The organism is Vibrio sp. Isolate23, assembly GCF_022398095.1.
Classification (GTDB): Bacteria; Pseudomonadota; Gammaproteobacteria; order Enterobacterales; family Vibrionaceae; genus Vibrio; species Vibrio coralliilyticus_A.
Window position 1 is genome coordinate 520,209 of record NZ_JAKEUV010000001.1, and the last position, 23,715, is coordinate 543,923.

Annotated in this window: 18 protein-coding genes; 4 read left to right on the top strand and 14 right to left on the bottom strand. The window is 43.7% G+C overall.

All coding sequences use genetic code 11. The annotated features are described in order from the left end of the window. Positions 1–42: 42 nt before the first annotated feature. Positions 43–1,383: a carbohydrate porin gene (locus L1D31_RS02380; protein WP_239835491.1), complete on the bottom strand. Its 1,341-nt coding sequence runs from the start codon at positions 1,381–1,383 to the stop codon at positions 43–45. Between the two features lie 450 nt (positions 1,384–1,833). On the opposite strand from L1D31_RS02380, the gene glgX reads away from it, so the two are divergent. Together glgX and L1D31_RS02390 are read left to right on the top strand one after the other, a co-directional pair. Next, positions 1,834–3,783 carry a glycogen debranching protein GlgX gene (glgX, locus tag L1D31_RS02385; RefSeq protein ID WP_239835492.1) on the top strand — a complete coding sequence of 650 codons (1,950 nt, stop codon included), beginning with the start codon at positions 1,834–1,836 and terminating at the stop codon, positions 3,781–3,783. Positions 3,784–3,896: 113 nt separating this feature from the next. Further along, complete coding sequence (locus tag L1D31_RS02390; RefSeq protein ID WP_239835493.1) at positions 3,897–4,760, top strand: glycerol kinase; 864 nt, start codon at positions 3,897–3,899, stop codon at positions 4,758–4,760. Positions 4,761–4,799: 39 nt separating this feature from the next. Here L1D31_RS02390 and L1D31_RS02395 read toward each other — a convergent pair whose 3' ends face one another. Beyond that, complete coding sequence (locus L1D31_RS02395) at positions 4,800–7,649, bottom strand: beta-prism lectin domain-containing protein (RefSeq protein WP_239835494.1); 2,850 nt, start codon at positions 7,647–7,649, stop codon at positions 4,800–4,802. Positions 7,650–7,917: 268 nt separating this feature from the next. Here L1D31_RS02395 and L1D31_RS02400 point away from each other — a divergent pair, with 268 nt between their 5' ends. Beyond that, complete coding sequence (locus tag L1D31_RS02400; protein ID WP_239835495.1) at positions 7,918–9,132, top strand: right-handed parallel beta-helix repeat-containing protein; 1,215 nt, start codon at positions 7,918–7,920, stop codon at positions 9,130–9,132. Between the two features lie 32 nt (positions 9,133–9,164). On the opposite strand, the gene L1D31_RS02405 is transcribed toward L1D31_RS02400, so the two are convergent. From L1D31_RS02405 to L1D31_RS02460, 12 genes are all read right to left on the bottom strand, one after another. Beyond that, the gene (locus L1D31_RS02405) at positions 9,165–9,983 is read right to left on the bottom strand and encodes an RbmA protein (protein ID WP_239835496.1); all 819 of its coding nucleotides are present in this window, start codon (positions 9,981–9,983) and stop codon (positions 9,165–9,167) included. Positions 9,984–10,178: 195 nt separating this feature from the next. Continuing rightward, a complete protein-coding gene (locus L1D31_RS02410) occupies positions 10,179–10,910 on the bottom strand; it encodes a WecB/TagA/CpsF family glycosyltransferase (RefSeq protein ID WP_345772823.1) in 732 nt (243 codons plus the stop codon). After that, positions 10,907–12,073, bottom strand: coding sequence for an aspartate-semialdehyde dehydrogenase (locus tag L1D31_RS02415; protein ID WP_239835497.1), 1,167 nt, complete (start codon positions 12,071–12,073; stop codon positions 10,907–10,909). The genes L1D31_RS02410 and L1D31_RS02415 overlap by 4 nt, the downstream gene beginning before the upstream one ends. Beyond that, a complete protein-coding gene (locus tag L1D31_RS02420; RefSeq protein WP_275666040.1) occupies positions 12,070–13,179 on the bottom strand; it encodes a glycosyltransferase family 4 protein in 1,110 nt (369 codons plus the stop codon). Before L1D31_RS02420 ends, L1D31_RS02415 begins: the two co-directional genes overlap by 4 nt. Then, positions 13,155–14,483, bottom strand: coding sequence for a phenylacetate--CoA ligase family protein (locus L1D31_RS02425; protein ID WP_239835499.1), 1,329 nt, complete (start codon positions 14,481–14,483; stop codon positions 13,155–13,157). The genes L1D31_RS02420 and L1D31_RS02425 overlap by 25 nt, the downstream gene beginning before the upstream one ends. 11 nt (positions 14,484–14,494) lie before the next feature. Further along, entirely contained in the window at positions 14,495–14,995 is a 501-nt protein-coding gene (locus tag L1D31_RS02430) for a DapH/DapD/GlmU-related protein (protein ID WP_239835500.1), read from the bottom strand. Beyond that, the gene (locus L1D31_RS02435; RefSeq protein ID WP_239835501.1) at positions 14,988–16,232 is read right to left on the bottom strand and encodes a VpsF family polysaccharide biosynthesis protein; all 1,245 of its coding nucleotides are present in this window, start codon (positions 16,230–16,232) and stop codon (positions 14,988–14,990) included. The genes L1D31_RS02430 and L1D31_RS02435 overlap by 8 nt, the downstream gene beginning before the upstream one ends. After that, entirely contained in the window at positions 16,222–17,652 is a 1,431-nt protein-coding gene (locus L1D31_RS02440; RefSeq protein ID WP_239835502.1) for an oligosaccharide flippase family protein, read from the bottom strand. Before L1D31_RS02440 ends, L1D31_RS02435 begins: the two co-directional genes overlap by 11 nt. Next, positions 17,649–18,785, bottom strand: coding sequence for a VpsD family glycosyltransferase (locus tag L1D31_RS02445; RefSeq protein WP_239835503.1), 1,137 nt, complete (start codon positions 18,783–18,785; stop codon positions 17,649–17,651). The genes L1D31_RS02440 and L1D31_RS02445 overlap by 4 nt, the downstream gene beginning before the upstream one ends. 62 nt (positions 18,786–18,847) lie before the next feature. Then, a complete protein-coding gene (vpsB, locus tag L1D31_RS02450; RefSeq protein ID WP_239835504.1) occupies positions 18,848–20,089 on the bottom strand; it encodes a UDP-N-acetyl-D-mannosamine dehydrogenase VpsB in 1,242 nt (413 codons plus the stop codon). Between the two features lie 17 nt (positions 20,090–20,106). Continuing rightward, positions 20,107–21,225: a UDP-N-acetylglucosamine 2-epimerase (non-hydrolyzing) gene (gene wecB, locus L1D31_RS02455; protein ID WP_239835505.1), complete on the bottom strand. Its 1,119-nt coding sequence runs from the start codon at positions 21,223–21,225 to the stop codon at positions 20,107–20,109. Between the two features lie 208 nt (positions 21,226–21,433). After that, positions 21,434–21,907 (bottom strand): low molecular weight protein-tyrosine-phosphatase, encoded by a 474-nt coding sequence (locus tag L1D31_RS02460; protein ID WP_239835506.1) that lies wholly within the window; start codon positions 21,905–21,907, stop codon positions 21,434–21,436. A gap of 412 nt (positions 21,908–22,319) precedes the next feature. On the opposite strand from L1D31_RS02460, the gene L1D31_RS02465 reads away from it, so the two are divergent. Next, positions 22,320–23,648: an anaerobic C4-dicarboxylate transporter gene (locus L1D31_RS02465; RefSeq protein ID WP_239835507.1), complete on the top strand. Its 1,329-nt coding sequence runs from the start codon at positions 22,320–22,322 to the stop codon at positions 23,646–23,648. Positions 23,649–23,715 lie beyond the last annotated feature (67 nt).

Genomic DNA, 23,715 nt, shown 5'->3' on the forward strand with positions numbered 1-23,715 from the left:
GACCGCCTTCCAAATTACATATTATCAAGTAATGGCCGATGGTTAGAACCAAATTTCTGCTTCAATACCAACGCGTGTTTCTGAATCATCTCCCCCATTACTCCATTTATAACCGCTATCGCTAGATGACATATAGGATACATAAGGCTTGATTTGTGGACGTCCCCAATAATCAGCATTGACAGTCATAACTGGTGCAAGGGTTGCGGTATAGAAGCTCGTATCTGCTTTTTCACGTCCCCAAGTACCATCAGAGCCCAAACTTTCAAGAGCGTAGGTAAATGTCGCTTCCATACGGAAGTTTTCGTTCACTTTATAAGAAGGAGTCGCACCAACAATTAAGCGAGATAAACCATCCTGAGAGCCCCATACTTGATTCGTCTCATCATTTGAAAGATCCCAGTATGTCACTTCTGTGCCTAACTGCAGTTTATCCGTAATGTTTGCAACACCGTAAGAAGTTAGGAAGATTGATTCATCATCTTTTTGCCAGTTACCACTCCACTGACCAAAGTTCACCCCGCGGTTTGCTGCAACACCTTGACCATAAGTCAAAGCTGTTAGAGACCAGCCATCAAAGCCATAGTAATCTCGAGAGTAAGTCACCGAAAGGCCAAATCCATCTTCTGCAGTGTTAACAGATTCAACATTGGTACGAGTCATCAGTTTAGCGTCGAAGTCAAAACGACCACCTAATGCTTCAAACCCGTAGTAGTAAAAATCTACTGACGTCATCGTCGTACTACTTTGCTGATCGTCTAGACCATCATTTTTACAGCTGTAGTCATCACCAGTACTCGCATCTAGGCAGCTACCCTCACCAGAGTCAGCAGACACAACAGCAAGACCCATGTCATTGTACTGGATACCACCACCTACACCTGATGATTGTTTCCAAAACTCTTTAGTAATAATACCAGCTTGACGGTTAAGGTAACGCTTACCAGCCCAAACACTAGTACCTTCTTTAAAGTAAGATAAATCGCCTAATTCAACGTAGGCTTCTTTAAATTCTAGCTGCCCGGTTTCAAAGTGACCTTCATTACCTGATGAAGAGCCATAGAACCCACGACCATTTCCACCTTCGTTATTTCCATACTCTGTTTTAAGAACATATTTAGACCAAGAACCGCTCTCATAATTATCACCACGAGTGACAGTGAACTCCACTTGGTTTGGGTTACCTGAGAAAGGAGCGCCGGCCGCACGGTAGTCACGTCGGTGTTCGTACGATTCGTTTAGCGCCAGAGACTGACCAACGTTATACAAAAGATGACCATAACCGTTAACTTGCCATCCTTGCTGAACTTTGTCTTCTGCGAAAGCAGAACCCGCTGCTAATGTCGCAGCCACTGCGGCAGCAATTACACTTACTTTTTTCATTTTTAACTCCATTTAGGGTTTATTATTCTTTTAGCTCACTCGTTGAATCGCTCTGAAAAGGCAGGAACAGAACCCATCAAAAAGAGAGGTAAGATGGGCCAAGCTATATCGCCTAAACCCCATTTGCTTCAACTGCTGACAAGATTACCGATAAGGCTCAAGGCTGACTTCCTCCACCTAACACTTATTTTGGGGGGATGAGAAGGGATGAGAAAAATAACCGAACGACGTACATTAGGCTTATGTCACAAATATAAGGGGGAGGAGGTATAAGATTCTTTTATAGCTTCCTCACAAAACGTCACATAGCTCACCTTTTACACAAAAAGGCACCTTCAATTTGAAATAAAATTACATTTTTATTTTATACATAAGGTTCTTGACGTCTTAACAACAAAGCTATTTACTTAGTTCCAGTTACTAAATTACAAGCGTATAAAGCGATTAACCATGCCGTTCTCTCGCCCCTATCCTCTTGGCGCTACATTAAATCACGAAGGTTGTAACTTCGCGGTTTATGCTCCTAAGAATAAAGATCTCTTGCTGGCTCTGTTTGATGAAAGCAATCATTACCAAACCTATCCGTTGGAAAATGAATATGCAGGAATAAAACACACCTTTGTTCCCGGTATAAAAGCCGGTCAGAAATACGGATTCATTATTGTTGAAAAAGGAAAAGCGCACTTAATTTCAGATCCTTATGCAAAATCGCTGGATAAACCTCTTTTTTATTCCATTCCCTTTAATTCAGCGAAAAGTTTTGAATTATCAAAATGTGTGGTGACCGATGACCAGTTCGACTGGCAAGGTGTCAATAGACCACATCGTCCACGTGAAGAAATGGTGCTGTTTGAAACCCACGTGAAAGGGGTGACTAAACTCCACCCAGACGTACGACCAGAGCATCAAGGGCGATACCTTGGACTAGTCAGTGAAGCGATGCTTGCGTTTTATAAGCAGCAAAACATCAATACTTTGCAATTACTTCCTATTGCAGCTTGTATGCATGAAGCTCACTTACTCAAGACGGATAAAGTGAATTATTGGGGCTATAACCCTTACGTGTTTATGGCACCCGATCCACGCTACGCCGCCCAAGATGCAGTAACTGAGCTAAAAACAACGATTAGAGAACTGCACCGACATGGTATCGAGGTCATTCTCGATGTGGTGTACAACCATACTGCTGAAGGGGATGCGCAAGGCCCAGTCTTTAATCTAAAAGCGCTAGATGAGCATTATTACGTTAAACATGCAGGGCATTACGCCAACTATACTGGCTGTGGGAATACCCTCGATTTATCATATCAACCGACTCTCAACTTGGTCATGGATACACTCAGATACTGGGTTGAAGAGTATCAAATTGATGGTTTTCGTTTCGATCTTGCCGCGACGTTAGGTCGGGAAGGAGAACACTTCAATGCCAATTCAGGGTTCTTCAAGGCAGTAGCTCAAGACCCAGTTCTTAAAGAGGTGAAACTGATCGCTGAGCCCTGGGATATCGGCCCAAATGGTTATCAGGTAGGCAATTTCCCATTGGGTTGGAATGAGTGTAACGATAGATTACGTGATATTACCCGCAGTTTTTGGCGTGGTGATCAAGGCTACCTCAAAGAATTTGCCACCCGTCTAATGGGCTCTCGTGATCTTTACAGTGCGGCTAACTGGCCATACAAACTCACCGTGAACTACATTACTTATCATGACGGTTTCTCTATGCAAGATCTGGTGTCTTACCGCCAAAAACACAATGAAGCTAATGGAGAACAGAACCGTGACGGCCATGGCGATAATCGCTCTGACAACTATGGTGTAGAAGGTGAAACCGAGAACCCTATCATCACAGAAAAAAGAGAAAAGCAAAAACGCAATTTTATGGCCAGCTTGCTGTTTGCTTTCGGCATTCCGCATATCCTGACAGCTGACGTGCTCTCGCATAGCCAAAAAGGCAACAATAATGCCTATTGTCAGGATAACGAATTAAGTTGGTTGAATTGGCAAACTTCGCCCGAAAAAGACGAATTCAAAGCTTGGTTAGCCAACATGGTTCAAGCCCGCCAAACTTATATGGTGCCATTTATCCGCGCATTCAGTGGTGAGAACAGAAATGATAACCGAATCCACTGGCGTCGTATTGACGGTACTTTCATGGAACATGATGATTGGAATCAGCTCAGCTCCGTTGCCTTGCAGCTCGGTATTGGACAACATGGCGACGAGTTGTTCTATTGCATCAACCAAACCAACGCTCCGGCACGATTTACACTACCAAGCGACAATGGACAGCAATGGATCATGGTCTGCAATACTGACAACCATAATCTCCACCAGACGATTGATCACAAGCAGGTACTTATTGCACCGGCTTCCATGGCTATCTTCCACGCAAAAGCTTAATTGGACGCAGTTCTGATGATCATTTATCAGAACTGTAACTATCTGCTTGAATAGATTTCCTTTTTCTCAAAGAATAACCTTACGCTAGTCAAACTGGCTGAGGAGGAAATAGAGTGAACAAAATCTCAACCACAGCTCTTGCAAAATTACGAGAGATCGAGCCAAAACAGTTGTTTCAAGATCTCAAGCTGGCGGGCTATATCAATCGTTCTGATGAAGCATGGGTATTGACGGAGCTCGGTCGAACATTTGGTGGTGAATATGCTCAGCATCAAAAGTTTGGCCAATTCATTATATGGCCAGAAAACCTCCTGATTAATACAGTATCCACCAGTGGTAAACCTCTCAGCGCGACTCAAATCGGGGAGCGATTCTCGCTCAGCGCTAAGAAAATCAACCAGCTTCTTCAGGAATTAGGCTGGCTGCAAAAAATGGATACGGGTTGGGAGGTAACGGCAAATGGCCTCAAAGTCGGTGGATATCAACGCCATGACAAAGAAAGTGGGAATCATTTTGCTGTTTGGCATGACTCAATTGTCCGCAACAAGCGTCTCAAACAATCAGTCATCGAGTTTTCAGGTCTGGATGCTGAAGCGCATGCTACCGATAAATCAATATCCAGCTTCCGGCAGAAATTCGAAGCCAAACACCGAACGCTAGATGGACATTATGTGCGATCTAAGGGAGAGCTCAAGATTGACAACTGGCTTTATATGAATGGCATCGTGCATGCGTATGATCGCCAATTACCGATTGATGAAGATGTGCTAAGCGATTTTTACTTACCGACTGGCAAAGTCTATTTACAATTTTGGGGACGCGATAATGGCGATTTCCCTGAGAATAAGAAAGCCGATATCAAGCGTATATATCACGAGCACCAATTTGACTTAATTGAAGTGATGCCTGAAGACATCGACCACCTTGATGATGTGCTTCCCGCGAAATTAAGAGAGTTTGGCATTACTGCCTATTAAAAAAACGCCTCACATGTGTGAGGCGTTTTCATCAAACTATCAATTCAATTCAAACTGAATAGCGTCAATCAGCCAACCTGCAGTCCAAGCATTGATGGCTTTAATTTGCTTCCCTTGAGGGACCTCGAATGTTTCAACCTTGATTGGCGATGCATAACCTTTCGAGCCCATCATGACTGAAGAGCCATCTTTGAACTTAAATTTAAGTGCAACGATATGGTTACCTCCCCAATAGTAATGACCTGAAGACACTTCAATACTCTTAACTTTGCTCAGATCAACAGGGTGACGTAGTGCTCCACCATTTCCACCAATAAGCGCATTAAGTTCTGTACCAACAGCATCAATCGCAAGACCAGAACGTACGTAAAGTACATCACTTGTCGTCACTTCCGCTTTTTGAACATCACCATTAGGATAACCAAAGATCGGAGAGAATTCCGTTTTACCCGCACGTAGCGTGCTTGAGCGGTAAGTGTTGTGGTTTAACCAACTTGGCTGATACGTCTCAGGAATTTGTCCAGCCTGAGTGATATTAGTCAGGTTGAACGAGTGCTGGTTCCAAATACGTGTCGCGTTTGTCCATGGCTTATCAGCTTGAGCAGACTGATACACATATACGCCCTTGTTAATGTTGTATTTGCTGTCGTAGTTGTTGGCTACCACAATCAGTTCAGCATTATCGTCACCCTCTAGGTCTGCAACGATTGGGTATTCCCACAAGGTTCCAGTCGAGTTATCGATCACAGCAAGCTCTTTACCTGTCTGACCATCAAGGATACGCACTTTGAAATGGTCCTGAACAAGCACTTCATCGATGCCATCAGCATCAAAGTCGTAAGCAGATACCCCGATCTTGCCACTACCGATATCATCGTTTTCAACCGACCAAACCAGCTCACCTTTTGCGTTGTACATGTCTACGGCTTTATAGCCTGCGTACACGATACCGATGCTGTCAGTACCTACTGACGTAGCCGTCTCAAATTGAACGCCTTCTACCAGCCAACCTTGTGACCACACATTCACACCCGTAACACTCTCACCTTCAGGAAGAACAAAGCGTTTCGTTTGCAGATGGTAGCCATAGTTTTTCGATCCCAGCATGACTGAGGAGCCATTCTTCAGAGAAAACTCCATGGCCAGAAGGTGGCGACCACCCCAGAAGTACTTACCGTAAGTGACGTCAATAGCTGTCACTTGCGAAAGGTCGATAGGATCGCGAAGCGCTCCACCGTTACCGCCGATCGTGTTATGGGCTTCAGTACCAATCGCATCGATAGCCGCGCCAGAACGAACATAGAGCAAGTTTTCATCGCTAACTTGTGCCGACTCCACATTGCCTTTCTCATAACCAAAGACTTCTGATTGCTGAGTCACTGACTCACTGTAAGCCGCTAGGAAACTTGAAACCGCTTGAACACCACCGCCAGGATTGTTCTCATTGGTTATTTCCCACTTGGTTGAACCATCATGTTCCAATACCGCCAGAGAGCTCTTTTGTGCAGACGAGTAGCTTGCTGGAACAGAAACCACCAATTCTGGATGCTTGTCTGAATCTAGATTCACCAATGAAGAGAACCAAACTTTGTCAGCAGCACTGTACTGCCAGTCAACAGCGCCTGAGCTTTGGAATAAAGTGCCGTCGGCAAAGACTTCCTGACGATTATCACCATCAAAGTCACCACTGATTGACGCTGGAGACCAGTTATGACTAAACACTGGCTGACCAGATTGATAATCGTAAACGCCATCAGCAGACAGAATTTCGATATCACCATCACCATCCAAATCGGCTAAAGCGATGTCACCCACCGTTTTCCAGCCAGATTCAACCGTCGCAATCTGCTTCTTCACATTACCATGATTATCAAGCACCTGGATGAAATCGCTGCCAGTACTGGTTGTGACAATTTCCACGATACCATCGTGATCTAAGTCTGCAACTGCAGGACTGTAACGAGCATCAGCAACAACACCGCCGTTATCGTAGCTCCATAGCTCTGAGCCATCCACACCGCTCAGCGCACGAACTAAACCACCACGTGAGTAATTGCGACCTTCAAACGATACAATAATCACATCAGCGACATCTTGGTTATCGATTCGGCCGTCACCATTGTCGTCGTTAAGCTGACCGGTTACTGGCGTGACCATTACCTGATCTGACTCAGGCTTAAAGCTGCTGCCTTGCCAAGACCATTTCAGTTCAGTTTCAATTTTTTTATCTGGCTCTGAATAAGCAAGAACTCGCATCGAACGAGGGTTAGAAAAATCTAGGATCTCACCGTTGTAAGCCTTCACTGACTCAAGCTGAGTATTTGACTTGTAACCGCCAAACACCGCTAAACGATTGTAAGAAAGGTTATCCCAGTCACTTAGCATCACACCAAGTCCCTCTGGAGCACGCACCTCTACTTCATGACCTTTGATGTACTCTGGTAATGAGTAACCAGAACGTTGACCTTCTTTTAGACAGTAACGTTCATTATTCTCTAGGCTGACAATACACGCCTCTGGGTATTGCTCAGACGCCAATACTCGCATCGAACGAGGCTTAGAAAAGTCTAAGTATCGACCATTATACGCTTTCACATTTTTAAGTTGTTCGTTTGACGTATAAGTGTCAAAAACGGCAAGTCTGTTGTATGACAGGTTATCCCAGTCACTCAACATAACGGAAACACCACTCGGTGCGAGTACATCGACCGGGTGCGCATAAATCCAATTTGGAAGTGAATAACCTGAGCGCTCTCCCGCTTTAAGGCAATACTTCTCCCCCGACTGCTGACTGATAATGCATCCCATAGGTTCGGAAGCATAGGCAGGCAAGCTTATGTTGGCTAAGGCAAATGAGCCAAATACCACTGCTAATAATTTACGTTCCATTTAGAACACCCTTCGCTGATTTGTTGCCAAATTAATGTATTGCTCAAGACTGGCGTAATTCTCCCGTTACGTTGCTTCACCCAGAAATAAGCAGTTAGATTGTTTCGCGCAGATTATCTGTATGTAATTTGTTCTGTTCAACAATTCAGCGAGAAGAACATGCCTCAATAATGAGACATCTTAGAAACGAGACATTTAAAGTGGGATATCGCTTCATTTAACAGACAAAAGATAAAAACTTTTATCTCAGTATCCAACGACGTATAGAATGGCAACCATAATTCGAGAAAACGTACCGACGCCCAAGCTAGGTCAGTTTATTATGCAAATACCGTTATTTATCATTGCCGCCCTTTGCGCACTACCCGCCCTATCTCAGGATAAGGTGTATCGGCTGGATCACTTTGGTGCGATTAGCAATGACTCCCAAGACGATAGCCAAGCGATTCAAACTGCTCTATCTTCTCTCAATCCTGGGGATATTTTGGTTATACCTGAAGGTATCTATGATGTGTGTCAAACCCTGTATTTAACGAATACCAAACAAATCTCTTTAATTGGTAGCCAAGGGGCAATCTTACGTAAATGTCCTGACTTTAGTGGCGAATATTTACTGTACATCAAAGAGACTCAAAAGGTGTTTATTGGGGGGATTCATTTCATCGGCCTCAATAACGGCGATACAACACAAGTCTGGGGAGAGCAAGGGGTTTACCTTGCCAGTACCTCCGACTCTCACCTATCCAATAATACTTTTGAAAATTTTGGCGACGCTGCATTAAGGGTGACAACCGGGCCTAACCCAACGGACTCACTATCACAAAACGCCACCTTATTCGCCAATACATTTCGCAACTGCAGTCAGGTAACCACGACTCAAGCGACTCAAGGTTCTAGCGCTCCAGGTACGCAAAACATCACTTTCGAATATAACTTGTTTCAGGCTTGTACCCTCAAGTTATCAAGCCGGAAAGAGGTTCAAGGCGCCCTTGTTTATCACAATACTTTTAAGGAGATAAACAGTACCGCATTAGAGTTAAGTTATTACTCGAATGTATCAGTAAAAGATAATAATTTTGACGATATTACAGGGTTTATTATGAATGTTTACCCTAATACACGAGCAGAACAACCAGTATATTGGGAGAATATTGAGTTTCACAATAATGACATATCAAATAGTACAATGGGGATCAGGCTACAAAGCTTTACATCTAATGAGTCTCCAACCAAATCAGTAGAAAACATTTCTATTTCTTACAATCGATTCAGCAATGTAACTTGTGAAAATATAAGCGAAGAAAAGTATAAAAAAATAATTAGAACTTATAGCCAGAATAGCAGTTACTCATTTGATAACATCAATATTATTGGTAACGAATATGATGAAGAGTCCGGTTGTGATTTTTTATCTATTGATGTGTCATCTGAAAATATCAATATTGAAGAGAACAAGAAAAAAATAATAGTCGGTGAGAATTAAGCCCTGACAATCAGGGCTTAATAAGATAAAGATTAGTCAATAATAGCAGAATCACCTTTGTATACTTTAATAGCGCCTTCGACACGTTTGCCACTGTCTACATCATACAGTTGAGGCACGATAGTATATTCACCATCTGGGTAACTAGCATCTAAAGTAAATCCACGGATAATGCTCAGCTCATCAAAAGCTGGCACTGACTTAAGTACGCGAGCATGGACAGGGATAGCCAAACCATCAGGACCGATTGCGGTTACCCAAAACTCAATATTCGCGGCTTCTTCTCTGGTATTTTGAGCTTGTAGATCAAGAATCAAATAACCGCCTTCGCTTGGGTACACGGTGTCGTTCACAGCAAATGCTTCAAGTATTAAGCCATCAATAGCCGCTGGCTGTTCAAGGCTCACACCCTTGGCAAAGGTCTCTGATTTAGAGAAACTTTTTCCTGTTTCGACATTTACACCTTCAACAGAAACTTGATACAAACCATCGTCCATATATTCTCGAACCCAAATACCGCGTTCAATATGAAGAGCTGAGCCTTCTTCAATATTTTCACTATCGAATTCAGAACTACTTAAACCAACAACTGACTTAGCAGGAAATACAATACCTTTAGGTCCTTTAACCGAAACCCAGTATTTAAGGTCAGCGTCACCTCCACCAATATTGGTTAAGTCAATACTTGCAGATAAATAACCACCTTCTGTTGGTACTTGGCTTTTAGAAAGTTGAATTTGTGCATCAAGAAGAAATTCTTCATTCTCTGATTGATTATCTGCAGCAAATACAGACAAAGAAGTGCTCAACGCTATACTACCCGAAAGTAGAGCGGCAATTAGTTTTTTCATTTTCACACCAGAATGTTAGTAAAAAGGATTATTAGTTCAACAGAACAAAGCGTAACAACTGAGTGTTTTACATTCAATTTAAAAACTAAGTATATTTATAGTATTCATTATACTTATTAATCAAAGACAAAGTTTTCAGTTGTTACATTAAAAGGGTGATTTAAGTCACAAAATAAAGAGGAAGGGGGAGATTGATTATTTACCCCAACGCTCTTTCAATAATAAAAAAGCAAATTTTGAGTTTGTGACCAAATAACGTTTCCACATCCTTCTCGGTTCCTGAATAACACGGTACAACCACTCAAGCCCTGCATTTTGCATCCATGCTGGAGCTCGATTGACCTTGCCCGCCACGACATCAAATGTGCCGCCAACACCCATAACGAAATCAACACCCAGCTCATCTCGCCACTTATTAATAAAGTTTTCCTTCTTAGGTGATGTAATGGCGACAAACAGCAACTTTGCTCCTGAGTCTTTAACCTTCTTCACAAGAGCTGCTTCGTCATCCCAAAAATACCCATGGTGATGTCCCGCAATATTAAGATTTGGATGATTGCTTTTCATAATCTGAGCGGTTTTTTCGACCACCTCTTGCTTGGCACCAAGGAAAAAAACTGGAAACGCCTCTTTCTCCGCCATAGCATTCAACTCATAAAATAAATCAACGCCAGCCACTCGCTCTGGGATCTGATGTCCAACAAACCTAGCTCCCCAGACAACCCCCATCCCATCGATATTGATGATGTCACACTCGGTCACCGATTGAGCCAGTTCTTGATCCTTCTTCATGTTCACCAATTTAGCGACATTAACGACTACATGCTGAGTAAACTCACCGGTTTCAATACGACCTTTAATCGCTTCAACCGTTTCAGACATAGTCATGGTGTCCATTGGGCTACCTAGAAAAGTTACTCGGCTCACGATTTATCTCCTTTGTGATTCTTTAAATAAACACTCATCGACAGGTACATCCAAGCCTGAGTCCAACGTACATAATTAATTGCGTTGGTTGCACGTGCACTCTTTTGATAAACGAATTGTTTCTTGTCTGAAAGGTAAAGCTCTGCAATTGACCAATTGAGCACTTTGCCTGCCATGTCTACATCTTCCTGCTCTCCTCCAACCTTGATCAAAGTGATCACCGCCTGCGCGACTGAGTGTGGATCAAGAGGGTAACGATTATTGTGGTAATACTTTGCCGTCCCATCAGCTTCAAAAAGATGCGTTTTGTAGTAAGCCATGCCATGATCAATTGACTCGTCAAATTCATCGGTTTGCAACGCGCACTTAAGCTCGTACAAAGCTTCCAAATTATAACCAGTATGAAAGCCATCAATAAATTGGTGATGGCTACGTGCGCCATACACCCAACTGCCATCAGGTGACTGTTCTTTCACACTTTGCCAAGCAACCGATCGAGCTAACTCACGATATTCATTGTTCTCGGTCTCGGATGCGACAAAGCCAACCCAAGCAGCGGCCCACAAGCTCGCGTTGTGAACAAATGCTTTTTCTCCAGGAATATAAGCAAAAAACTGTCTTTGCTGATCTTTTGTGTAAAGGTGTTCAACAATAAATTTGGCGCTGGAACAGGCGGTATCCACGTATTTTTGCTTATTGGTCAATTTACCGAGATCAAATAATGCTCGGCTGACGTAAATTGTCGATATAACGTTGGGTTTGCCTTTAGGTACGAAAAATGCCCTCGCTTTCCAATCAAAGTGATATCCCCAACATGATGCTCCCCATGTCTCGCGACAACATTGATTCTCTAGCAACCAATCAGCCAGTTTCTCAGCCTCTTTAAGCAAATGCTTCTCCTGAGTCACTTGGTACTGCTCCAACATCCCAGAAATAAACAATGCAACCCCTTTAGGGTTACGCTTCTTAGGTACCCCAAGAAGATGGCGCATATTGATGTTCGAGCGTTTGAACATCTGAATCCATGCAAGGCCAAATAGCGAATTGCGCAAACGTGGAAACACATCAAAGAGACGAGCGTTTAGACCATCAAATGGATCATAACCCGCAAAATCATTGCTTGAAGCATCAGCTAACAAGCAACGCTGAATATCAGTGATCATGCGCGACTCCTTTGGATAAGCACGGCATCATAAATACGTTGCACTTGAGGAATAATGGCTTGAACAGAAAAATGCTCATCGAATTTCTGTTTTGCGTTCTGGGTATAGTATTGGTTCATTTCTTGGTTGTTCAGTAGTTCAATAAGTGCATCGGCTAAGGCATCTGCATCACCCGCATCGACAAGAAGACCTTCCTTGCCGTTGGCAATTGCATCCGGAATACCACCTGCATACGTCGATACTACGGCAATTCCAGCCGACATGGCCTCCAATACGCCCATTGGAAAGCCTTCGTTGTAGCTAGGCAAACAGTAGATTTGGGTCCGCTGCAGCACATCGAGTTTGTGTTGACCCGAGACCCAACCTAAGAATTCCACTTGTGCTTCCAATCCCAAATCCCGTGCCATTGCGCGGTACTTCTCAACCTCACCATCTCCCCCAATCAATAGCTTAACGTCAGGACATTGCTGTTTGACTCGCACCATCGCGGTTAGCAGATCTTGGATCCCTTTTCGCTCACCCACTCTGCCAAGGAAGCTAATCATCGGTGGAGGGTTGGCTTTAGTGGGAAGTTCAAGTGATGGAACAGCGTTGTATACCAATTGGAAATGCTCTGAGCGGGTAAAAGTCGCTCGCGCCCAATCTATCCATTGAGAAGAAAGGACAATCACCACATCCGCCATTTCAAATGTGTCACGTATGTGCTTCTGCCTTTTCTCATCGCATTCATTGGCGTAAAAATCACGAAACTCTGCACCGTGCAAATGCAAAATCACTTTACCGCCGAGGACTTTAATCAGCCTAACTAGTAATGCTTTTCGTAAGTAGCTACCTCGTGAAGCAACATGAATATGTGCCAACCCCACTCGGTAAAAAACAAAGTAATAAATGACTTTAACTAGCGCACTGAGATAACGCATCAGTGCCCCCAAAGAACCAAAACGATTGTTAGTAGAATGCGTTGCGATCAAACGAACGGCATTATCAGACAGAAAGCCTGCTTGTTGATAAACATTCAGCACAGTAGCAATGCCACCTTGTCCTTTAATGTCAGTCGCAATAGTTAGATTGATGTTCTTTTTCAACTCTGGCTCTCCACACTGCATATCGCCTGACGCACCTTGCCATTTTTCGTTCTCGGTAATGCACTCACTTGATGCACCTCGACTTGTAGGCTTTGTCCAATTCGTTCCTGAGTATTAAGGATCAATTGCTGCTCCTGCTGAACTGTAAATTTAGCTTGATCAACCACAGCGAGTACTTTGATTAAATGCGCTTTGTCTTGAACAAATTGGCAACTGATTAACCCTTCTACACCTTTAGGAATATGGTTGAGAATATGAATTTTCTGACCATCTTCACCAAGCAGATAGTCACCGACCCGCCCTTCAATTTTTTTAATTACAGGGTAAGTTCTGCCACATGAGCAACGTTGATTTTCGGCCAAAACAACGTGGTCACCTGTACGGTAGCGAACCAGAGGATAGAGGGCATTATTGTAGTTAGTGCCCACGATCTCATGTTTACCCTCTTCCGTTTGTAGGAATTCAACATGAGAGTAATCTGAAATGAGGTGGTAATGACCGTACTCACAGCTGCCTATCGCAGCAACACGCTCAAATAGCCCATACCAATCAAAGACCTTGCATCGAAAACGTTTTTCTATCACTTGGCGATCTTCATCAGACAAAGATTCAGAGGAAGTGACAATCGACTTTAACTGACCTTTGTAATACTCATCTTTGCTATCCAGAAACTTGGCTAACGTAGCAATAGAAGATGGGTATGCTTGGATTATGTCTACGCCATAATCCTCCATCGCTTTGAGATAACTCGGAATCGCATCTGACGTGAGGTGGAACGACGACATGACAATCATGCTTTCAAAGATAGAATAACGCCAATAAGGCCCCTCTTTCTGCGATAACGGCACAACCATATCGCCTCGGATCCAAGCTCGCTTATCGCCTTTCTGGTATCCTGCCCACTCTAGGTGACGAGAGACAAAAGCTTGTTCTCTGAGAACTGAGTCGAGATCTTGAGGGATAGAAAGAGGTGTCCCAGTCGTACCACTGGTGCTGCCTTTCACCGTCACTTTAGGGTTCAAACTTGTGTTAAGGAAGGCATTCGGTGAGGCTTTGACATCTTGTTTATCAATAAAATCAAACTGGTCTAATTGCTGCTTGTCTCCATAAGCACTCACATCTTTCGCACGCTCTAGAACGGCTTCCAGTTGCTTGTCACAAAATACCTTTAGTGCATCATGAGAATACTCATTTTCTCTCAGTTGCTGCTTTAAGCCAGCAATACGACTTTCACTACGAATGGCTCCACGAACTAAGTCACGCAGAGACACCATAATGTTTTGAACAAAGACAGGAGACTTCTTGTAAATGGACGAAGTATACACATCAACGCCCTCTAACCACGGGTATCTTGCAAGAAGGGGGCTGTCCCTTCAACATCAGCACGGTTATCGTGAATGTCATAATCATTATCTTTAACCCAACCAATGATCTTGGCCGGAATCCCCCCAACAATGGCCCCCTCAGGAACACTTTTCGTCACCACACTATTTGCACCGATGATAGCATTATCACCCACAATAATCGGGCCAATTAAAACGGCGCCAGGGCCAATAAATACACGGTCACCCACTCTAGGGACTTCTTTAAATGGTCCTTTACCGACCGTTTTGCATCCAATGCCGATGCTGCACTGCTCACCAATAACCGTTTTGTCATGAAGTGATACGCCGATACCTTTAACGACAAAAAAGCTGCCTTTACCGATATGACATTTGACAGGTACTCGACAGTTGTAAAACATGAAAATAAATAACTGAAAAAGCTTGGGAATCAGCGGGACTTTTTTCAGATAAAACCAGCGCGCAATTCGATAAATAGCAATAGCATTAGGCATGTGAGTAACCCGAGTTTAATTGAGAATTCTGTGAATCTGCCCACTTTTCACGCAATGACTTGCTTAAATACAGACAGGTGAAAAGTAGTAATAAAGTTGGTGTTTTAGTCGTCAGGGAGTTGTTGGTAATACTGATTACCGCAAACGAAAAAACACTCATTCTTTCAATGAGGCTTCCTGTGACTGCGAAATAGGTTAGTGGCACATACACCACTAAAAACAAAGGAATAGTCCCCACCAAGCCAAAAGTGAATATCCAGCCAATGAGGTAGTTTTCGATCACATTGATACCAATATAAAGCTCGATCGATTCCATCAAGCGATGACTTGCACCTAATAACCACTCTCGGAAACTAAGCTGATCAATCAGATAGAACACATTCAATCGTGCGGACGCACTACCATCGATATAGAGTTTTGAGGCAATGCGCTCCGTGATACCCGAAGACACCAGCAAATATGCACCAGCCCAAAATGCGAAATACCCGATCAGCATAAACAAGGCAATTTTTTGTTTATTGTCTGGAACCCCTTGGGTAATGGCTCTCCACAACATTGGTGCCATGGAAACCGATACCGCACAAATAAAGATAGCCAGCGCCGCTCTCCCCCCAAATGCGAATAATGCGAGCGACACAATCAACATATAAACAAAACTAGGTAGCTTAGTTCTACTTGCCACCAATAGAGCAATGCTGACCGTTACCAAGGCGTTGTTGAGCGGGTGGGTCAAAAAGGCCGTCGAGCGAAAGAATGAAAACTCTTGGAACTCAACATTAACCAGACGGAAATGAAGCATGTACTCCATCACAGCTACAAGCGAATTGAGCAATATCAGATAGGCAATCAATTTAAGCAATAAGGATTTTTGATTGTCAGTAAGATAAGCAAGCAATGGGACAATCAAAACTGGCGCCAAAAAAGTATTGATCAGATATGCCATCCCAGATGTGCCGTGTATAGCAAAACCGTAGAGGATCACAAACACATTACACGCCAGCGCCATCAGCCAAAAACGGTAGTAGTTACCCAGCCTCAGTGCAATTCCTTTAATGCCATCAAGCAGAAAAACCAACCCAAAGCCCAAAAGAATTAAGTAAGAGTACAAATGAATCTTAAAGAGAGGTGATCCCCCCTGAGAAACGTAAGGTACCCCAAGGTCCTCTAGCAAGTAACCACCAAGAAGAATTGATGAAGCGATAGCAACAAAGGGCAACAGGTAAATCCTAGATAGCACGCTGACGCCCCCTTAACTTAAGTAGCGAGGTTCTGATCTGGAAACTGTTCAAAAGCAGATGCGTTAAACCATACGCGACTAAAGCAATCATTACTAAAAGAGCCAAAGTCAACACACTGCTATCCAGCTCAATATATTGCTTAGCTTGAAGTATTGCCAGTGCCATAACCGCTGTCGCAATCATTGTTCGCAACAAGGCTTTAGGTACCGGATAATGATAACCAGCTTTCCAACCTATCCATGCTGTCAGCAACAGTCCAACAAACATAGCTATCACAATACCTATCGCTGCACCTAATGCACCAAATTGTGGAATCAAAGCAAATGCGGCCAAAACTTGGACCAACAAAACAACCGCCATGATCAAAGGCACATACTTGGTCTTCAATGTAAACTGCAAACCATGATCGAAGAAATGTGCACGTAAGTTAAAAAGTAAGGCAGCAGCGGCCACCAAGTAAAACGTCGTCAGATCAACATTCCCATAGGCGTCACCGAGAAAAATACCAACAAGCATCGGCGCTAATAAACACAGACCCGTATACGCCGGTAGACTCAAAGCAATCAGGAACCCACTGTATACTTTGTGTTTAGCGATTAAACGTTTTCGATCTTGAGTAAGCTTGGTGAGTTCTGGATAAAGAGGCAATGCAATAGCCATAAAAACCAGAGCCATAATGCCAAACAAAAGATTCGCAATTGCGGCATACTGCCCCGCTTGCTCAAGCCCGGTGAGGTTAGCAATAAAAATACGATCACTTCTTGCTGCCAATATACCCAGTAAACCAGACAACATAAGCGGTGCGCCGTAAGAAAATAGCGCTTTCTTAGTTTCAGTGTTGGTCGCTACTCTGAGGTGCCACTCTCCAGCTCGAAGGCTGATAACGGCCGCTACCGAATAGCTCATCACTAAAGCAAGTAAAGCCATTTCTAATGCAGGTATAAAAGAGAGTAATACTACTGTCATAACGATTGAGAGGACAGCTTGAGTCATAACAGAACGACGGTAATACCCTGACTCTTGGTTCACGCGTGCATATTCGATCACAAACAAATAGATGACTTTTGCGACGAAAAAAGCATACACAGCAAAAAAGACACGCCACTCAAACACACTCAGCAACGCCACTAAGGCAGCAATGACAAAACATGACAAGAGCGTGTTACCGATTAACCAACGCACAAGCGTCGCGCTGATTTGTATCTGTTGGTCCTGTTCAGCGCTTGGGTAAAAACGAATGAGACAGTTGTTTATCCATTGAACTAACACTGAACGGGACGCTTCCACAATGACCATCAACACGGCGAGAAAGCCGTATTCTTCGGGTAAAAGAAAACGCGTCTGTATCGCAATAAGTGCGAACAGACTTAAAGCTGAAAGGATCTGAACAGGTGCATAAGTGAGCAGCTTTTTAATCACAACAGCTCTCCATACAGCCTTTGATAGTCATCGACCACTGCCTGTTGTGAAAACTTAGCACTCAGAGACTTTGTATCAACAGCGGGCAAGTTATCTAAAAACTGTAAAACGTTTTGAGCTTCTGATTCCGAGCCATCCGCTAAGGTATAGTAGACACCAGCGTTACGGAAAAACGCCTGCTCCTCCTGTAAAACACCGACTGCAGTAGCGATAACGGGTAAGCCTGACGCTAGCATCTCTAAGGGTACAAGACCGAAAGTCTCTTCACGTGAAAGAAATACCCCGACATCAGACTCAGCGTAGATTTGCTTAATTTGCCCAACATTCATTGGACCCAGCCATGAGATTTTATCCGCTACATTAAGCTCTTCAGCCAACTTGTTTAGCTCTGACGCATAGCTCTCATCAACGGGGCCAATGATCTTCAGGTCAGCATCAAGACTGGTATTTAGCTGAGCAACTAACTTGATGATCTGATCCACCTGTTTACGTGGAGTAATTAACGAACAAGTCACCAAACGCAGTGAATCTGACTGGAGTCGGTTGGTTTGCTTAAAGTAAACATCATTGACTGGATTCCCTACCTTACGTGCTTTATGGCGCATAACGTTTGGTAGAGAGTCAAACAAGATATCACCGACATAGGTTAATCGATCAGCAGATCGTAAACTGATAGCAGGTAGCAGGGTTTCAAAAATCAAATCATTTAACCAGCCGCGACTTTTTCTGGCTACCTTTCCTAATGAGTGGAGAGTAATCACTGAACGATTATTTCGGCTTGGTAGCAGTGGAAGACTCGGTAAATGACTATGGACCACATCGGGCTGGAAACGACGAACCAACTTTCTTAACATCATGTTTTGGAAAACAAATCCAGGTACAGGTACTCCTAATACTTTCCCTTTCTTAGCAATAAAAGTGACATGCGTTTGTTCATTAAGTTGGATTCTTTTATTCAACTCTTGTTTAGATGCACCCACTTTGATTGCCAGTATTTCATACTGATAACCTTCAGGAGCATCTAATTCAAGTGACTGAACAACTTGCTGGCAGACAGAATCAACGCCGCCTGCGTTATCGCTTCCCCAATCAAGAGTACTTAATGGCATCACCAGCAGGACTTTTTTCATCATCGAACCTTAGACGAGTTAATTCAGAGAGCGAATGACTTATTTCTTCCGCTCTCTGAAATAGGTCACGCCAAAACACCTCTTGTATCGATTACCACTTTCTTGCTGAATGCGATTTTATCTGCCGCTTTAAACTGCTTGTGATCCACTAACACGACAACTACATTTGCAATTTCAAGCGCGCGCTCTAAGTCCATAAACTCAACACCCGCATCAATCAGATGTTCAGGCAAAGAGGAAATATTTGGTTCAACGGCAATCACTTGTCCAACATCTTCATGCGCCAACTGAGTAGTGATGTCTAGTGCAGGGCTTTCACGCAAATCATCAATGTCGGCTTTAAAGGCTAAACCTAAACAAGCAATCACAGGCTTCTTAAATTCGTCTGCCGCTTGTTTGACTTGATCAACAACCCAGTGAGGCTTGCCGTCATTGACTTGACGAGCTGTCGCAATCACCTTCGCTTCATCAGGACAGCTGTTGACAATAAACCATGGGTCAACCGCAATACAGTGACCACCAACACCTGGGCCTGGATTAAGGATGTTGACACGAGGGTGGCGGTTAGATAGCTTGATCAATTCCCAAACATTGATCTTAAGCTTTTCACAAATGAGAGAGAGTTCGTTGGCGAAAGCAATGTTTACGTCACGGAATGAGTTTTCAGTCAGTTTTGCCATTTCCGCCGTGCGAGAATTCGTGAGAATGCATTCACCGCGCACAAAAGTCTGATAAAGTTCAACTGCACGTTTGTTACAAGCGTCGCTCATACCGCCAATCACACGATCGTTACTGACCAGTTCCTGAAGAACATAACCCGGTAATACTCGCTCAGGACAATGCGCCACTTTAATATCTGCCGCATCACCACTTTGCTGTGGAAACGTCAGATCAGGTCGCGCTTCTGCAAGCCATCCAGCCATTTTTTCTGTTGCACCGACTGGAGACGTACTTTCTAAAACCACTAAGTTGCCTTTCTCTAATACTGGTGCAATTGCCTTTGCTGCACTCTCAATATAGCTAAGATCAGGCTCGTGGTTGTCACCTTTAAACGGTGTAGGTACCGCTACCATAAATGCATCCGCCGCTTCTGGGACGGTTGTCGCCTTAAGCTTGCCTGTCATTACCGCACTACGAACCACGATATCAAGATCTGGCTCTACAATGTGGATTTCACCTTTATTGATGGTATCTACAGCATGCTGGTTAACATCAATACCGATCACTTCAATTCCGCGAGAAGCAATCACCGCAGCCGTTGGCAAACCGATATAGCCTAAACCTACAACTGAAACCTTGTTAAACATCTTGTGTTCCTTAATCTTTAAAGCGCTAAAATATCTGCAATTCTTTGGCAAGCTAGGCCATCACCATACGGATTATGAGCTTGACTCATAGATTCGTATGCGGTCTTATCCGTCAAAAGCTGAGTTAATTCACGGCAAATTAGGTCACTGTCTGTACCGACCAGTTTGACGGTTCCCGCCTCGACAGCTTCTGGCCTTTCTGTGGTATCTCGCATCACTAAAACAGGTTTACCAAGAGATGGTGCTTCTTCTTGTATGCCGCCTGAATCTGTCAAAATGATGTGAGCTTTATTCATCAGATAGACAAACGGGAGATACTGTTGAGGCTCAACTAAATGAATGTTTGGAATGTTCTTAAGCAGGCGATTGACAGGCTCTTGAACGTTAGGATTAAGATGCACCGGATACAAAATTTGGCAGTCTGGGTGACGTTTAGCCGTGTCGGACAGTGCCTGACAAATGCGTTCGAACCCGCCACCAAAGCTTTCTCGCCTGTGACCTGTTACCAAAATCAGCTTCTTGTCTGCTTCCAGCATTGGAAATACGCTGTCTAGTGTGGCTCTGAGATCCGAATCGTTTTCAATCTTATCGCGGATCATAAACAAAGCATCAATAACCGTATTCCCTGTCACGTGAATATCCGTGTCAGCCACATTCTCGTCTACAAGGTTTTGTCGCGAAGTTTTGGTTGGAGCAAAATGGAAATTCGTCAAACAGCCTGTGAGTTTTCGATTGCCTTCTTCAGGCCAAGGAGAGTATATATTTCCTGTACGAAGGCCCGCTTCAACATGGCCAACCTGAATTTGCTGATAATACGAGGCTAGCGTTGCGCCTAAGGTTGTTGCCGTGTCACCGTGAACCAAAACAACATCAGGTTTAAACTCACTAAGTACTCGTTCCATACCAGTTAAGATCTTGGTGGTTACCGTCGTCAGTGTCTGACCCGGCTCCATAATATCGAGATCATAATCAGGCTCGACATGAAAGAGCTCTAACACCTGATGCAGCATTTCTCTGTGCTGCCCCGTCACACATACTTTGGTTTCGAATCGAGCGTCACCTTTCATTTGGTGAACCAAAGGCGCCATTTTGATCGCTTCTGGTCGAGTACCAAACGTAATTAAAACCTTTTTCACAACACTTGTTCCCTGAATTAAGCCAAGCATCATTTATCGTCGTCGATAAATTTCAATCAATAGCTATCCGACCGAATCTAAGCTCGGCAAGAAAATAAACAAAAATAAATAAAAAATAAGAAGTCAGTCTTTTTGGTAAGAAGGACTCTGTTTCAACGAATAAACACTGCCTCGCAGCGCCTCACTTCTAATACACTTTCAACAAAGCTTACGCTTCTATTGACGTTATAAAATTAAGCACCCCATCACTGCCTTTCTCAATTAGTTCAAACGCTTTTTGATGACGTGCACGACTACCTTGATAAGGATCAGGGATTTCCTTTTCTTCAATGTCTGAGTAAGAGAGGAACAAAGCCAGCTTACTCCTGTGCTCTCTAGGACATAGGTCATGTAGAGAGGCCAAATTGGCTCTATCTGCCGCTAAGACCATGTCATAATTGGAAAAATCTTCTTCCTTAACCTGAGTTGCCGTCAAACCACTTAGGTTATAACCATGCTGACGTGCCAGCGTTTGAACGTGCCTATCTGGTGAATTCCCGACCTGATCCCGGAGGGTTCCAGCACTAGCAATATCCAGTGCTAGGCCTCGCTGGTCTGCTTTTGTTTTCAGAACAACCTCAGCGAGTGGCGAACGGCAAATATTACCCATACAAACAATAAGGATAGAAGGCATACTTTCCATAATTACTTCCCAAATTTATATAGGTTTCGTGCAAACCATAAATCGGCTATAGGGTATCTCATTGGTGTTGGCGAAGTTGTCTCAATTTTGAGTATATAAAATAATTTGCCGAATAAAGTTTGAGTAATTATTCAAACAACCATTGAAAGTCATTGCACATTGAATGACTGCAAGCTGGTAAACCTACGCCTTCCGTTTAAAAGATAAACATCCCAAGCCTACCGCCCATTTAGGTTCCAATAGTGTGAAACTATTGTTAAGAGTCAGTAAGTTGTATTGATATCTCTGTGAGCAGTATCTTAGAAAGCACTTTCCATTTTTACTCATCCGTATTGTGTGACCACCAACGGAGAAATTTATTCGTTAGCTTCTGACAATGTCTTTATCCACAATATATTTAAGGAATTGCTCTATGTTGTATTTTGAGTTTCTTTTCCTGTTACTTATGCTCTATATCGGCTCTCGCTACGGCGGTATCGGTTTAGGTGTCGTTTCAGGAATTGGTTTGGTGATTGAAGTCTTCATATTTAAGATGCCACCGACATCACCGCCAGTCACCGTCATGCTGATCATTCTCGCCGTTGTCACTTGTGCATCTATCTTAGAAGCGGCTGGAGGACTGAAATATATGCTGCAAGTGGCTGAGCGGCTTCTGCGCAAGAACCCTAAACGCGTCACACTCATTGCTCCATTCGTCACTTACTCCATGACGTTTCTTTTGGGGACAGGTCATGCTGTGTATTCCATCATGCCTATTATCGGCGATGTAGCACTGAAGAATGGTATTCGTCCTGAGCGGCCAATGGCAGCCTCTTCAGTCGCTTCACAGATAGCGATCACTGCGTCACCAATATCTGCTGCAGTAGTCTATTACCTCGCTCAGCTTGCCGATATTCAACACGATATCACTTTAGTTTCTATCTTGATGGTTACGGTACCCGCAACGCTATTTGGCACGCTTTTGATGTCTCTATACAGCCTTAAACGTGGTAAAGAGTTAAGCGAAGATCCTGAGTATCAAGCGAGGCTTAAAGATCCTGAGTGGAAAAAACGTATCGAAAGTACCACTGCAACTTCTCTCGACGAAGTCTTACCGGCATCCGCGCGTAATGCAGTACTCATTTTCCTTGCCTCGATTATCACTATTGTGATCATCGCGATGGTGCCGGAAATTCGCACCGTCGTTGAAGGGGATAAGCCGATTAAGATGTCGGTCATCATTCAAATGATGATGTTGTGTTTCGGTGGTGTGATCTTATTGGCGACCAAAACTGACCCCCGCGATGTTCCCAACGGCGTGGTATTTAAGTCAGGTATGGTCGCAGCGATTGCCATCTTTGGTATTGCATGGATGTCCGACACTTATTTTCAATATGCCATGCCACAGTTTCGCTCTGGTATCGTTGAAATGGTGACAAACTACCCTTGGACTTTCGCCTTGGCTTTATTCATCGTCTCTGTTGTGGTCAATTCGCAAGCAGCAACAGCTCGTATGATGCTCCCTGTTGGTCTGGGGCTCGGCTTAGATCCTGCCCTATTGATTGGTTTGATGCCTGCCGTTTACGGCTATTTCTTCATCCCGAATTACCCTTCAGATATTGCCACGGTGAACTTTGATACTTCCGGTACAACTAAAATCGGTAAGTGGTATTTCAACCACTCATTTATGTCTGTCGGCTTGATAGGTGTGATTGGGGCATGTTGCCTAGGATACGTGCTAGGCCAGGTTGTTATCGGTTAAAAGCATGAGATAAAACAAAGCGCCCTTAACCTAGCCTGAACGAGGTTGAGGGCGCTTTTCTATTCAG

Coding starts and splice junctions, on each gene's coding strand:
- L1D31_RS02380 (WP_239835491.1), bottom strand. CDS start 1,383: ATGAAAAAAGTAAGTGTAATTGCTGCCGCAGTGGCTGCGACATTAGCA.
- glgX (WP_239835492.1), top strand. CDS start 1,834: ATGCCGTTCTCTCGCCCCTATCCTCTTGGCGCTACATTAAATCACGAA.
- L1D31_RS02395 (WP_239835494.1), bottom strand. CDS start 7,649: ATGGAACGTAAATTATTAGCAGTGGTATTTGGCTCATTTGCCTTAGCC.
- L1D31_RS02400 (WP_239835495.1), top strand. CDS start 7,918: ATGGCAACCATAATTCGAGAAAACGTACCGACGCCCAAGCTAGGTCAG.
- L1D31_RS02405 (WP_239835496.1), bottom strand. CDS start 9,983: ATGAAAAAACTAATTGCCGCTCTACTTTCGGGTAGTATAGCGTTGAGC.
- L1D31_RS02415 (WP_239835497.1), bottom strand. CDS start 12,073: ATGATCACTGATATTCAGCGTTGCTTGTTAGCTGATGCTTCAAGCAAT.
- L1D31_RS02420 (WP_275666040.1), bottom strand. CDS start 13,179: ATGCAGTGTGGAGAGCCAGAGTTGAAAAAGAACATCAATCTAACTATT.
- L1D31_RS02430 (WP_239835500.1), bottom strand. CDS start 14,995: ATGCCTAATGCTATTGCTATTTATCGAATTGCGCGCTGGTTTTATCTG.
- L1D31_RS02445 (WP_239835503.1), bottom strand. CDS start 18,785: ATGATGAAAAAAGTCCTGCTGGTGATGCCATTAAGTACTCTTGATTGG.
- vpsB (WP_239835504.1), bottom strand. CDS start 20,089: ATGTTTAACAAGGTTTCAGTTGTAGGTTTAGGCTATATCGGTTTGCCA.
- L1D31_RS02460 (WP_239835506.1), bottom strand. CDS start 21,907: ATGGAAAGTATGCCTTCTATCCTTATTGTTTGTATGGGTAATATTTGC.
- L1D31_RS02465 (WP_239835507.1), top strand. CDS start 22,320: ATGTTGTATTTTGAGTTTCTTTTCCTGTTACTTATGCTCTATATCGGC.